We start from the raw sequence: 12,330 nt of genomic DNA, 5'->3' as shown, positions 1-12,330 counted from the left end.
CACACTCTTACTAAAAATGTATGAAAGAAAGAAAAAAAGTATGACGAATTAGCATTGAAATTCCGCTCTACTTTGCTAAACTAAAAAGTAGAGAATAGGAGGGATTTCTCTTGAAACCATTATTATTAGATTTTCCAACATTATTTCAAACTGAGCGCTTGCAAGTACGTAAGCCGTTTCCAGGTGATGGCACAGAAGTATATGAAGCAATCCAAGCTTCGCTAGAAGACTTATTACCATGGATGCCAATTACAGCTGAAACAGAAGAACGTGCTGAAGAAATTGTTCGCGAAGCTCACGGACAGTTTTTACTTCGTGAAACACTTGATTTCCACTTATACGATAAAGTATCTGGTACATTCATCGGAGCTATTACGCTCAAGCCTGAAAACTGGGATATTCCAAAGTTTTCACTTCACTTTTGGCTACATAGCGCTTATACAAAGCATGGCTATATGACAGAAGCCATTAAAGGTGCGATTCAATTTGCATTTGATAAACTAGGTGCTAGAAGAATTGAAATTCGTACTGATGCAACAAATATAAATGCATGTAACTTAGCAGAACGTCTAGAATTTATTTTAGAAGGTACAATGGAAAATGATTTCCTAGCACCCGATGGCAGCTTACGCGATGCACGTGTATATGCAAAAATCAACTAAAAACACTCGCCTTAGGCGAGTGTTTATTTTTGTAATTGTAAATATTGTACTGCAAACATCGTCTTAGCATCATGTATGTGAAGGTCTTTCATAAGATCAATCGCTTCTTCTAATGACACTTCCATTAATTCCACAAATTCATCTTCATCTAAAGCTGCTTTATTTTCTTTTTGTTTTAATCCTGTCGCTTTATATACATATAAAATCTCATCTGCAAAACCAGGTGATGTATAGAAAGATGTAATAAGCTCCATATTTTCACATACATATCCTGTTTCTTCTTCTAATTCACGAACTGCTGTTACCTCTGGCTTTTCCCCAGGTTCTAACTTCCCAGCAGGAATTTCCACAATTGCCTTTTCGAGAGCTTTACGATACTGCTCAACGAGTACAATTTTCCCCTCATCAGTAATAGCAATAATAGCAACTGCCCCAGGGTGATTTACGATTTCACGTTTACTCATTTCTCCATTTGGTAATACTACATCATCAACACGAACTTTTATAACTCTACCATCAAAAATCGGTTCAGTTTTTACTGTTCTTTCTGCAAGATTACTCATACTACTTCATCTCCCTGTTCTATTTCCTAATCGTTCTTCATACATTTTACCACATTGAAAGGAGCGTGATAGAAATGAAAGTTTACATTTTACCAAATCGCGTCACTTTAGTCGGCAAAGCATGGCAAATTCGTCATAAGCTAAAACAATACGGAAAAGAGTATACAACTGTACAAGAGTGGATTACAGCAAATAAAGTGAAACTTTAATCAGAGGGGGCATCCCCTCTGATTATTAGTTGAACCAATCGGGCTTTTACGGGCAGTTAATCTCCCACCTAACTTCCTCGCATATGCCGAAGTTTAAGGTGGGAGTCTTACTGCCCGTTAATGCGAGGCAAAAAGTAAACGTTTGTCAACCTCCTTCCCCTTTCGTACAATAAAGGTAAGGAGGTTGACCTATGAAAAAACGTCAATTAGGAAACTCAGATTTATATGTTACAGAAATTGGATTTGGCTGTATGTCTCTCGGTGCATCTGAGGCTGAAGCTATGCGTATTATCGATGAGGCAATCGATTTAGGAATTAATTTTTTTGATACAGCGGACTTATACGATTATGGATTAAATGAAGAATTTGTTGGAAAAGCTCTGAAAGGAAAACGTGACCAAATTGTTCTTACAACGAAGGTTGGAAATCGATGGACAGAAGAAAAAAACGGTTGGTCTTGGGATCCTTCTAAAGCTTATATAAAGGCCGAAGTAAAAGAGAGTTTACGTAGACTTCAAACAGATTATATTGATTTATATCAACTTCATGGCGGGACGATTGAAGATCCTATAGATGAAACAGTTGAAGCCTTTGAAGAATTAAAAAAAGAAGGGATTATTCGTCATTATGGTATCTCTTCTATACGTCCAAATGTCATTCGTGAGTATGCAAAACGATCAAATATCGTTAGCATATTAATGGAATACAGCCTTTTAAATCGTCGCCCTGAAGAATGGTTCCCGCTTCTTAATGAACAGCAAATTAGCGTTATTGCTCGCGGACCACTTGCAAAAGGGATTTTAACTAACAATAATGCAAGAAAGATAGAAAGAGTAAAAGAAAAAGATTACCTCTCTTATTCTTACGATGAGTTATATTCGACACTCGCGAGTGTAAAAGAAATAATCGGAGAAAGTTCTTTAACAGGAACGGCTATTCAATATTGCTTACATAACGAAACTGTTGCAGCTGTTATACCTGGTGCAAGCTCTATTCAACAATTGCAAGAAAATATACAAGCTAGCCAACAGTTATCTTTAACAAAAGAAGAATATGTACAACTTCAAAAGATTGTTAAGTATGATTCATATGCTTTACATCGCTAAAATATTGATACCGATAAAAGCAAAAGACTGCCCCCCAACACTAGGCGGCAGTCTTTTTTTATAACGTATCATATTTATCAGGATTCGTTCCTACATGTAAATTACGATTTAACGTATTAATTTGATCCATCTCTTCTTCAGTTAATAAGAAATCAAAAATAGTAAAGTTCTCTTTAATACGAGATGGCGTAACAGATTTAGGAATAGTCACAATCCCACTTTGAATATCCCACCTTAAGATAACTTGTGCAGGTGACTTTTCATATTTTTTAGAAATAGCCTGAATAATTGGATGCTGGAATACTTCGCCGCCTCTCATTAAAGGACTCCACGCTTCCATCTGAATTTGCTCACCTTGACAGAAATCACGCAATTCAAATTGCGCTAACATCGGATGAAGTTCCACTTGGTTGACCATCGGCTTCACTTTACAATTTGGTAATAACAGTTCTAAATGATGTTTATGAAAATTAGAAACACCAATCGCGCGCACTTTACCTTCTTCATATAGCTTTTCTAAAGCACGGTACGTATCAACATACTTCCCTCTTATCGGCCAATGGATTAAATATAAATCTACATACTCCATTTGTAATTTCTTTAAACTTTTTTCAAACGCCTCGAGCGTCTCCTCGTACCCTTGATCGTCGTTCCAAACTTTTGTTGTAATAAACAAGTCTTCTCGCGGGATTCCAGATTCACGAACCGCTTCTCCGACACCGCTTTCATTTTCATATACAGTTGCTGTATCAATCGAACGGTATCCAACTTCTAACGCTGTTTTTACTGCTTGTTTAACTTCGTCGCCTTCTTTCGCTTTATAAACGCCTAGACCAATCATCGGCATTTTCACGCCATTATGAAGTGTAGTTGTTGGAATATGCACACTCGCTCTCCCTTTCAATGTTACATTTTTTATAAACCACCACTTTATTTCAACAAGATTCATCCAAAAAGTCAAAACATACGTACAGTTTACATAATACTTTTATACACATTTAAAAAAATAAAGTGAACTCAGTCATTCACTTTATTTCCTTTCCATTCTTTCGCTTTTTCATCAACATTACGTACAAACTCATTTTTTCCTTCCGTATACATCGTGCCATCATATGTATATTTTTCCGCTAGTTCTTTCTTTAAATTTGCATATGCCTCTGCTTCTTCGCAATGAGCCATCATGTAATCACGAAACGATAAATGCCTTACTATCTCAGGATTCCCTTTTTCAAATACGTGCAAATGATACGAGCGTTTTTCCTCAGTCCCATGAATAAAATAACGACGTCTTGAAATACCATTTTCCCCTTTTACGATGTAACCAAGCTCTTTAAAACGTTCATTCCAATGATCTACTCTGTCGAGACTCTCTACTTCCATAATCATATCTATAATAGGTTTAGCTGCCAGTCCTGGCACTGACGTACTTCCAATATGATGGACTTTCACCATTTCTGGCATCGCCGATTTTAATCTTTCGGCTTCCATTTGGAATTTCTCACTCCAATGATTTTCATACGGAACGACTACAATTTCCCTCATTCTAACTCCCCTTTTCTTACAAACTCGTCAAAAAAATGATCAGCGGCATTTCACTGATCATCTTTTTATTATTTAAAGTCTTTCCAAGTAAGGCTACTTTCACTTAACAGTTCTTCAAATGATTTATTCTTTTCACGTTCTTTTTGTTCCTTACGCTTTCTTTCTTGTTCTGCTGCCTCTTTTTTCTCTTCTCTCACTTGCAACTCTTTTTTCTTATTCTTTAATTGTTGCATTAACGAATCGTTCAATTGATCACCTAGTGTAAGTGATTCTTTCTCTGGTTGATTCATTTGAGAGTGTCTTTGTGTTTGTCTTTGCTTCTTTTTCTTCATACTATTCACCTTTTACTTTTTTCTCCATTATAGAGGATACACGGCGAAATCGACAATAAAAAAGGTTCCCTACTCTATTATTTATCTTTTGTAAATATGTTAATTTTTCGAAAAAACTAAATTTTTATATAGATATAATCCTAGTAATCTATTAAAATTATGTCGTATGATGTCAGATTATAAAAAAAGGAGAAATTAATTATGTGGAAAAAAATTATTCCTGCTGTTGCTGTTTTAAGCACTATTACTTTTTCAAGCGTATTCGCCGCTCCTCCATCTCAGGCTCCTGCCGAACAAAACCGATACATAGACGTACAAATGCTTGGTATTAATGATTTCCATGGACAACTAGATACTGTAAAAAAAATTAACAATAAAGAAGCTGGTGGTGCTGATTACTTAGCTACTTATTTAAAAGAACACAAAAAACAAAACCCTAATACACTTCTTGTACATGCTGGAGATATCGTCGGAGCTAGCCCACCAGTTTCTGCTTTATTACAGGACGAACCAACTATTGAATTTTTAAATGACTTAAAGTTTGATGTTGGTACAATTGGAAATCATGAATTTGATGAAGGCATTGATGAAATGCGACGCCTCATTTATGGTGGATATCATGAAAAAACAGGGAATTTCAAAGGAGCAAACTTCCCTTATGTCGCTGCAAACTTCTATAATAAATCAACTGGCCGCTTATTTTTACCACCATTCACTGTAAAAATGGTTGACGGAGTTCCTGTAGGGTTCATTGGAGTTGTTACAACGGATACACCGAATGTCGTTATGCCTACTATGCTTAAAAATGTAGAAATCACTGATGAAGTAGAGGCTATTAATAAATCCACACAACAATTAAAGCGTCTCGGCGTTAAATCTATCGTAGTCCTTGCACACGTTGGAGGTACAACTGATGACACTGGTGTAACAAACGGTGACCTTACTCGCATTGCAAATGAAACAGATCCCGAAGTTGATGTTATTTTCGGCGGACATAGTCATACGTACGTAAATGGTACTGTAAATAATAAACTTATCGTGCAAGCGAACTCTTACGGGATGGCTTTCTCTGATGTAGATGTAACGATTGATAGAAAAACAAAAGATATTGTGAAGAAAAAAGCTGAAGTTATTACAACGTACCATGAAGGTGTAGAGCCTGATAAACAAGTAAAACAAAAGTTAGATCAATATAAAGAAAAAATCGCACCTCTTGTAAATGAAGTAGTCGGAAAATCTACAGCACCTATCGACCGTAAACAAAACGATGCTGGTGAATCTACACTTGGAAATTTAGTTGCGGATGCCCAGCGCCAAACTATGCAAACACAAATCGCTCTTATGAATCCTGGTGGAATTCGTAATGATCTAGACGCTGGAGATATTACATGGGGCGAATTATACGGCATTCAGCCTTTCGGAAACCAATTAATTAAAGTAGATCTAACAGGTCAAGATATTCGTGATATATTAAATCAACAATGGCAAAAAGGAGCAACGAGAATGCTTCAAATTTCAGGTATTCAATACACTTGGGATGCAAACAAACCAAATAACGAAAAGGTTACGAATATCCGTTTAACAAATGGTGAAGAATTAGTTCCCTCTAAAACGTATAGCGTAGTTGCAAATGCTTTCCTAGCTTCTGGCGGTGATGGATTCGTATCCTTTAAAAATGGAAAAAATGCTGAAACTGGTCCAAACGATTTTGAAGCATTAGTCGATTATGTAAAACAAGTGAAAGAACCAATTCAGCCGATTATTGATGGACGTATTCAAAAAAACAATTAAATACTATTCAAACTAGTGCGTGACACTCGAAAGAAGAAGCTCCTTTTATATGCAAGGAGCTTCTTCTTTTAGAGTCATACGTATTGTCATTTTTCTAGTGCAGTAAAGGATACGCACATAGCCCCTTGTTTCTTCGTAGTATATAGAAAACTATAATGGGGAAATTTGTATGTATTTCTATCAAACAATGACGATACATTGTATCGACAAACACATTCGTAGTATTGAGAAAGCAATTAATGGAGAATATAGCGCCATTCATTTTTATGCTAGATTAGCTACTTTAGCTCCAGACATAAATGAACGAACTCAAATCCTTGAAATTCGGCAAGATGAGCAACGAACAGTTGATTTTTACTTAGAAATTGCTGACAAAACGACAAATCAACAAGTGAAAGAAACATTTCGGCGCGCAGCAGCTGATGAACAAAATCATGCCGTTTGGTTCCTATATTACTTTTCGAAACAAAACAAAAAATGAAATAAAAGAAAGGATACACGCTCTTATATGGAACATAGTATCCTTTCTTTTATTTCTCTGGATACGTTTCATGATTAACATCATACCGTTGCAAAAATTCCTGTAGTGCTTCTTCTACAATTTTAGACTTTTGAATCCCTTTTGATTCCGATATAACATCTAGTCTTGCTAATACTTCTATATTAATCGAAAAGGTTCGTTTCTTTTTCTCTGTGCTCTTACTTATAATTTGAACACTTACTTCTTCTCTTTTTCTTAGCAATTCATAAATGCTTTGTAATTGTTCATAAATTAGTAATTGATAGTCTGTTTTTGCATATTGAAGGGCAGTAGCTTCTTGGATTTGCAAATGACGTGGCTCTTCGCCATCACCTATAAAGATACGTTTTTTCTGCTCTCCATCATATTCATATCCAATCACCCTTAATTTCTTTGATAATGTATATGGGCTCATTTCAAGCCGTTTCGCTATAATAGCGATTGATTCGCGTCTATTTAAAGAATCAATAATTTCTCCAATCGTCACATTCTCCCTCCTCTCTTAATCGCCTAAACTTGAAATCAAACCAGTATGTTATGATACAATGATTTTCTAGTAGTATATGCAAAAGAAAGAGCCTGTGCGATTCATACCATTTAAGAAAAGGAGGTTTACATATGCTTTTTCGTAGCCATACCCCTCAGTTTTACAACGAAAAGAAGCAACTAATCCCTAACAGTATCGCTACGATAGAAAGCGTTATGATTAATGACCGGAAACAATCTCTCCTTATACGCGGTCAAAACGTGGAACAGCCTATTTTATTATGCTGTCACGGCGGCCCTGGTATGGCACAAATCGGCTTTATTCGCCATTTTCAAAAAGAGTTAGAAAAGCACTTTATCGTTATTAATTGGGATCAGCGAGGGGCAGGTAAATCCTTTTTATGGCGGGACATCCAAACAAATCTTACGATTGATCAATTTTTTTCAGATGCAAAAAAGGTTATTCAATATCTTCTCAAACGCTTTAATAAGCAAAAACTATTTCTCGCAGGTCATTCTTGGGGAAGTATTATCGGACTACAAATCGCTAATCAATGTCCCGAATATATAGAAGCATACATCGGCATCGGTCAAATCGTACATATGAAGCAAAATGAAGAATTACTATATCAACATTTAATTAGCTCTGCCAAAAAACATGACCATAAAAAGGCATTAGCTTCTCTTTTAAAATTAGGGAAACCACCCTTTTTAGATACGAGACGCCTCATTATTCAAAGAAAGTGGCTTGGTACATTCGGAGGAGCAATCCAAAATGGATCTTCCTTTTCTTTCATACGAAAAGGCTTCTTTTCTCCTGAATATACGCTATTAGATTGGTTCAAATTTCTCGCAGGAAATTTAAAATCCGGAGTTTTATGGGAAGAGATGCTGACAATCGATTTCTTTTCATCTATTTCAAGTTTATCTATTCCTGTTTATTTTTGTTCTGGTCGCTATGATTATCAAACTCCTTATGCACTCGTTCAACAATATTGCGATATCATTCAAGCTCCTATTAAAAAGATGATTTGGTTTCCAAACTCGGCACATTCTCCAGATTTAGAAGAGCCTGAGTTATTCGCTAAATCTTTACAATCAATTAAACAAGAACTATCTTTTCAACATTAATAACAAAAGGCGCTTTTACATTTCATAGAAAACATTTTATAATGATATGTCGCAAGTATATGTCACTACAAACACTTGCTTGCCTTAACAGAATAAAAATTAGGGAGATTACATTTATTATGAACGCTGTACTCATCGCAGTAGCAGTCATGCTACTGCTTAGTTTGTTACGTGTCCAAGTCATTGTCGCCATTATCGTTGGAGCTTTAACAGGCGGACTTATCGGCGGACTCGGTATTTCAGAAACAATTAGTACTTTTACAGCCGGTCTTGGGAACAGTGCTCCTATCGCATTAAGCTACGCAATGCTCGGTGGATTTGCTATTTCCCTTTCAAAAACAGGACTTCCTGATGCAATGATCCAATCAGCTTTAAAATGGATCGGCAACGAACAAGACACGAAAAAACAAGTCTATTCTAAAATACTTATATTATTTATCATTTTAACAATGGCTTGTTTCTCACAAAATATTATCCCTGTTCATATCGCCTTCATCCCAATCTTAATTCCAGCACTTTTAAAAGTATTAAATGAGCTGAGGGTGGATCGTAGGCTTGTAACATGTCTTATTACATTTGGGTTAATTACCCCTTACATGTGGGTTCCAGCAGGGTTCGGAAAAATTTATCATGACGTATTGCAAACAAATGCTGCGCAAAGCGGTCTTACATTTGATGTCGCACTTATTCCAAAAGCGATGACTATTCCAGCAATCGGTATGATTATCGGATTATGTGTAGCGGTTTTCATTACATACCGAAAACCACGTACATATGAAACAGAACAAATTCATTCTGCACAGAATGAAATCGTTCCCTATACGAAAAGAAGCATTACTTTGGGTTTATTATCAATACTCGCTACATTAACTGTGCAATTAGCAACAGAATCAATGATTTTTGGTGCTTTAGCAGGTATTATCGTCTTATCAGTTAGCGGTAGCCTCCCTCTTAAAGAAGCCGATGCTATTTTAACGAGTGGAATGCGTATGATGTCCTTTATCGGATTTGTTATGATTTCTGCCGCTGGATTTGGCGCTGTTCTTCGAAAAACTGGACATGTTGAATCTCTTGTGCAAACGAGTGCACATATAATCGGAAATAATAAACCGCTTGCTGCATTTCTTATGCTCATTATTGGACTTCTCGTTACGATGGGAATTGGCTCTTCCTTTTCAACCATCCCAATCTTAACAACAATTTTCGTACCATTATGCGTCCAGCTCGGATTTAGTCCCATGGCTACAATCGCAATTATCGGTACAGCTGGTGCACTTGGTGATGCAGGTTCTCCAGCATCTGATAGTACACTTGGACCAACGTCCGGTTTAAATGCTGATGGTCAGCACCATCATATATGGGATACATGTGTCCCAACATTTCTACACTATAATATACCGTTACTTATATTCGGCTTTATTGCCGCAATTACACTATAAAAGGTGCGTTTTAAAAACGCACCTTTTACTTTGTTGTTTCTCTCTCAATGCACCTAAATTCTGTTTCCACTTCTTCTTGTCGCACTTGTTTCTTCTTTATTTTTCCTATTAACTGTTGAAAAGCTATTTCCCCATTTTCTTCGATATAACTTCCAATCGTCGTTAATGATGGACTTATCCATTCACCCTCTACACTCCCGTTAAATCCAATGATTTGTAACTTACCTGGTATATGAATATTAAGAGTTTTCGCCGCCCTGATTAGCTCAATAGCGACCTTATCACTTGAAGCTGCAACCCCATCTATGTATGGATGCTTTTGTAACAATTCAAGAAACTGTTGATTCGTATACCCTTGTACAATTTCCTCTCGATAAGAAAGTCCTTCTTTCCAAGCAGTATCTAGAAATCCTGCCACATGCTCTTCCATTTCTTCACTCTCTACTCCCTCACCGATATAAGCAAGAAACTGGCAGCCTTTCTCTTTTAATAAAGAAACAGCTTTCTGTCCACTTTCATAATAGCTCATAAGAGATTGTCGTTCTTCAAGCACAGCGAAAGGAAGTGAGATTTCTCCTATACTTCGAAAAACAGATTTCGTCATTATAACGCCTGCAATGTTATTTTGCTCCAACATATCTATGTATCTATTCTTATTTTCTATATTACAAACTATTACTTGATACCCTTCTTTGTATGCTATTTCCTCAACGAAACGGAGCAAAGTGATGTATGATGGATTATGCAAATTATCTACAAGTAATGCAATCACCGTTGAAGGTTGTTTAAATAAAGGCTTTGCTGTAGCATTCGGTCTATAATGTAATTCTTCAATTGCTTTTTTTACTTGTTTCACCGTATCTTCATGGACATATCCTTTTTCGTTAATGACTCTTGAAACGGTTGCAACTGAAACACCGGCCAATTTTGCAACATCACGTATAGTTGCCACATCGTCACCCCTTAATATGGTAATAGATTACAATTTTAAATTAAACCAAAATATAACATTCGTCAAGGTTATTGTTTTATATTTCTGAAAATTGTTACACAATTTCCACTCTACTCAGAAAATATACTCCAGCTGAATTTCATGTGAAATCGCGATATTATCATAACCAATAAACGGAATTTCTTTCTTTATTTTTCGTGCTTCCTTTACCGCATCAATATACAAGTTCGTCATCATGAAGTTACGTTTTTGATAAAAACGAAGTGCGTTCATATTATCATTCGTCGTAATAAGCCACACTTTTTTACATTCGTTCTCTTTTGCCACTCGCAATACACAATCCACCAGTTTTGTACCAATCCCCTTCCCTTCCTCAAAACTATTTAACGATACAATTTCACACATGTTTTCTATCACTTTACATGTTATAATTCCCACTATTCTGTTATTTCTAAGTGCAATAAAACCAGGTAATTCTTCTAATTGATGTACTCTGCCTCGCGAGACCATCATTGAGCTTCCCCAGTTTTCACACATAAAATCCTGAATTGCTTCTTTCATTTCTGGTGTGATTTTTTGTATATGAACCATACACGATTTCTCCCCTTTTCACATCATTGTGATACAATGTTAGTGTATCACATGTAGAGGTATTTGGAGGATGAGGTAAAGTATGAAACGTTTTTTTACAGCATTGTTTACTATACTAGGTGCACTAACTGCGATTGGGATTTTCTTTACAAATAAAGTTATGTACTTGAAGAAAAAAACAGAGGAAGAAGTTTTAGAACGCGAAACGAAAAAGCATTTTCATTTGGACGATTTTAAGGCTATTCAAAAAGAAGAGGTTCACATCCCTTCTCAATTCGGATACGAACTTCACGGATATTACATGCCAGCTGGTCATTCCAATAAATTTATGATTTTTTGCCACGGTGTGACTGTAAATAAAATGAATTCCGTTAAATATGCAAACTTATTTTTAAATAGAGGATATAACGTATTTATTTATGATCATCGCCGTCATGGTAAAACCGGTGGTAAAACAACAAGTTATGGCTATTATGAAAAACATGATTTAAAGTCAGTAGTTGACTGGCTAAAAGATCGTTTCGGAACGAATATTACACTCGGAATTCATGGTGAGTCTATGGGTGCTGCAACTCTTCTTCAATATGCAGGACTTGTAGAAGATGGTGCTGATTTTTATATTGCTGATTGTCCTTTCTCTGATTTTTATGGACAGTTACAACATCGTTTGAAAGTTGAGTTTCATTTGCCAAAATGGCCTTTATTACCTTTAGCAAATGCCTTTTTAAAAGTTCGTGATGGCTATACAATTCGTGAAGTTTCACCAATTGATTGTATAAAAAATATTAACAATCCGGTTCTCTTTATTCATAGTAAAGATGATGACTATATTTTATCTGATATGACGAAATCACTTTATGAAGCGAAAGAAAATAATAAACAGCTTTATATTGCAGAACATGGTGCACACGCTTGCTCTTATAATGAAAATAAAGAAGAGTACGAAGATGCCATCGATCAATTTTTAAACACATATGTAAAAGAAACAAAAAACAGGCTTGCATAA

15 protein-coding genes are annotated in these 12,330 nt (G+C 36.0%); 8 read left to right on the top strand and 7 right to left on the bottom strand.

The window, feature by feature from the left end; genetic code table 11:
• Positions 1 to 110: 110 nt before the first annotated feature.
• Positions 111 to 662: a GNAT family N-acetyltransferase gene (locus tag BG05_RS11435; protein ID WP_002033881.1), complete on the top strand. Its 552-nt coding sequence runs from the start codon at positions 111 to 113 to the stop codon at positions 660 to 662.
• A gap of 23 nt (positions 663 to 685) precedes the next feature.
• Here the strand turns inward: BG05_RS11435 and BG05_RS11430 are convergent, their stop codons facing one another.
• The gene (locus tag BG05_RS11430) at positions 686 to 1,225 is read right to left on the bottom strand and encodes an NUDIX hydrolase (protein ID WP_003191156.1); all 540 of its coding nucleotides are present in this window, start codon (positions 1,223 to 1,225) and stop codon (positions 686 to 688) included.
• Positions 1,226 to 1,299: 74 nt separating this feature from the next.
• Here BG05_RS11430 and mciZ point away from each other — a divergent pair, with 74 nt between their 5' ends.
• Both mciZ and BG05_RS11420 read left to right on the top strand, forming a co-directional pair.
• A complete protein-coding gene (gene mciZ, locus BG05_RS11425) occupies positions 1,300 to 1,434 on the top strand; it encodes a Z-ring formation inhibitor MciZ (protein ID WP_000870297.1) in 135 nt (44 codons plus the stop codon).
• A 191-nt stretch (positions 1,435 to 1,625) separates the two neighbouring features.
• Entirely contained in the window at positions 1,626 to 2,540 is a 915-nt protein-coding gene (locus BG05_RS11420; protein WP_002088476.1) for an aldo/keto reductase, read from the top strand.
• A gap of 58 nt (positions 2,541 to 2,598) precedes the next feature.
• Here BG05_RS11420 and BG05_RS11415 read toward each other — a convergent pair whose 3' ends face one another.
• The 3 genes from BG05_RS11415 to BG05_RS11405 all read right to left on the bottom strand — a co-directional run bounded on the left by BG05_RS11415 (position 2,599) and on the right by BG05_RS11405 (position 4,414).
• The gene (locus BG05_RS11415) at positions 2,599 to 3,426 is read right to left on the bottom strand and encodes an aldo/keto reductase (RefSeq protein WP_033731219.1); all 828 of its coding nucleotides are present in this window, start codon (positions 3,424 to 3,426) and stop codon (positions 2,599 to 2,601) included.
• Between the two features lie 131 nt (positions 3,427 to 3,557).
• Positions 3,558 to 4,082 (bottom strand): GrpB family protein, encoded by a 525-nt coding sequence (locus BG05_RS11410; RefSeq protein WP_003191150.1) that lies wholly within the window; start codon positions 4,080 to 4,082, stop codon positions 3,558 to 3,560.
• A gap of 68 nt (positions 4,083 to 4,150) precedes the next feature.
• Positions 4,151 to 4,414: a YqkE family protein gene (locus BG05_RS11405; RefSeq protein WP_002014945.1), complete on the bottom strand. Its 264-nt coding sequence runs from the start codon at positions 4,412 to 4,414 to the stop codon at positions 4,151 to 4,153.
• Between the two features lie 201 nt (positions 4,415 to 4,615).
• On the opposite strand from BG05_RS11405, the gene BG05_RS11400 reads away from it, so the two are divergent.
• Positions 4,616 to 6,205 (top strand): bifunctional metallophosphatase/5'-nucleotidase, encoded by a 1,590-nt coding sequence (locus BG05_RS11400; protein WP_041867991.1) that lies wholly within the window; start codon positions 4,616 to 4,618, stop codon positions 6,203 to 6,205.
• Positions 6,206 to 6,374: 169 nt separating this feature from the next.
• Positions 6,375 to 6,686 (top strand): ferritin-like domain-containing protein, encoded by a 312-nt coding sequence (locus BG05_RS11395; protein WP_003191326.1) that lies wholly within the window; start codon positions 6,375 to 6,377, stop codon positions 6,684 to 6,686.
• A 49-nt stretch (positions 6,687 to 6,735) separates the two neighbouring features.
• On the opposite strand, the gene BG05_RS11390 is transcribed toward BG05_RS11395, so the two are convergent.
• Complete coding sequence (locus BG05_RS11390) at positions 6,736 to 7,212, bottom strand: ribbon-helix-helix domain-containing protein (protein ID WP_002014948.1); 477 nt, start codon at positions 7,210 to 7,212, stop codon at positions 6,736 to 6,738.
• 131 nt (positions 7,213 to 7,343) lie between these two features.
• On the opposite strand from BG05_RS11390, the gene BG05_RS11385 reads away from it, so the two are divergent.
• Positions 7,344 to 8,342 carry an alpha/beta fold hydrolase gene (locus BG05_RS11385; RefSeq protein WP_002128974.1) on the top strand — a complete coding sequence of 333 codons (999 nt, stop codon included), beginning with the start codon at positions 7,344 to 7,346 and terminating at the stop codon, positions 8,340 to 8,342.
• Positions 8,343 to 8,461: 119 nt separating this feature from the next.
• Complete coding sequence (locus tag BG05_RS11380) at positions 8,462 to 9,781, top strand: Na+/H+ antiporter family protein (RefSeq protein WP_002014950.1); 1,320 nt, start codon at positions 8,462 to 8,464, stop codon at positions 9,779 to 9,781.
• 25 nt (positions 9,782 to 9,806) lie between these two features.
• Here the strand turns inward: BG05_RS11380 and BG05_RS11375 are convergent, their stop codons facing one another.
• Both BG05_RS11375 and BG05_RS11370 read right to left on the bottom strand, forming a co-directional pair.
• Complete coding sequence (locus BG05_RS11375; RefSeq protein WP_003191322.1) at positions 9,807 to 10,733, bottom strand: LacI family DNA-binding transcriptional regulator; 927 nt, start codon at positions 10,731 to 10,733, stop codon at positions 9,807 to 9,809.
• A 114-nt stretch (positions 10,734 to 10,847) separates the two neighbouring features.
• Entirely contained in the window at positions 10,848 to 11,324 is a 477-nt protein-coding gene (locus BG05_RS11370) for a GNAT family N-acetyltransferase (protein ID WP_002128979.1), read from the bottom strand.
• 82 nt (positions 11,325 to 11,406) lie between these two features.
• On the opposite strand from BG05_RS11370, the gene BG05_RS11365 reads away from it, so the two are divergent.
• Positions 11,407 to 12,330 (top strand): alpha/beta hydrolase, encoded by a 924-nt coding sequence (locus tag BG05_RS11365; protein ID WP_002014993.1) that lies wholly within the window; start codon positions 11,407 to 11,409, stop codon positions 12,328 to 12,330.

The sequence above is a fragment of the Bacillus mycoides genome (assembly GCF_000832605.1).
Classification (GTDB): domain Bacteria; phylum Bacillota; class Bacilli; order Bacillales; family Bacillaceae_G; genus Bacillus_A; species Bacillus_A mycoides.
Note: the sequence above shows the minus strand (reverse complement) of the source record. Positions and strands in the feature narration are given on the sequence as shown.

Excerpts from the sequence above, each read along its gene's own strand:
- BG05_RS11400 (WP_041867991.1), top strand. The coding sequence starts at position 4,616 with ATGTGGAAAAAAATTATTCCTGCTGTTGCTGTTTTAAGCACTATTACT.
- mciZ (WP_000870297.1), top strand. The coding sequence starts at position 1,300 with ATGAAAGTTTACATTTTACCAAATCGCGTCACTTTAGTCGGCAAAGCA.
- BG05_RS11405 (WP_002014945.1), bottom strand. The coding sequence starts at position 4,414 with ATGAAGAAAAAGAAGCAAAGACAAACACAAAGACACTCTCAAATGAAT.
- BG05_RS11380 (WP_002014950.1), top strand. The coding sequence starts at position 8,462 with ATGAACGCTGTACTCATCGCAGTAGCAGTCATGCTACTGCTTAGTTTG.
- BG05_RS11370 (WP_002128979.1), bottom strand. The coding sequence starts at position 11,324 with ATGGTTCATATACAAAAAATCACACCAGAAATGAAAGAAGCAATTCAG.
- BG05_RS11420 (WP_002088476.1), top strand. The coding sequence starts at position 1,626 with ATGAAAAAACGTCAATTAGGAAACTCAGATTTATATGTTACAGAAATT.
- BG05_RS11385 (WP_002128974.1), top strand. The coding sequence starts at position 7,344 with ATGCTTTTTCGTAGCCATACCCCTCAGTTTTACAACGAAAAGAAGCAA.
- BG05_RS11395 (WP_003191326.1), top strand. The coding sequence starts at position 6,375 with ATGTATTTCTATCAAACAATGACGATACATTGTATCGACAAACACATT.
- BG05_RS11365 (WP_002014993.1), top strand. The coding sequence starts at position 11,407 with ATGAAACGTTTTTTTACAGCATTGTTTACTATACTAGGTGCACTAACT.
- BG05_RS11430 (WP_003191156.1), bottom strand. The coding sequence starts at position 1,225 with ATGAGTAATCTTGCAGAAAGAACAGTAAAAACTGAACCGATTTTTGAT.
- BG05_RS11410 (WP_003191150.1), bottom strand. The coding sequence starts at position 4,082 with ATGAGGGAAATTGTAGTCGTTCCGTATGAAAATCATTGGAGTGAGAAA.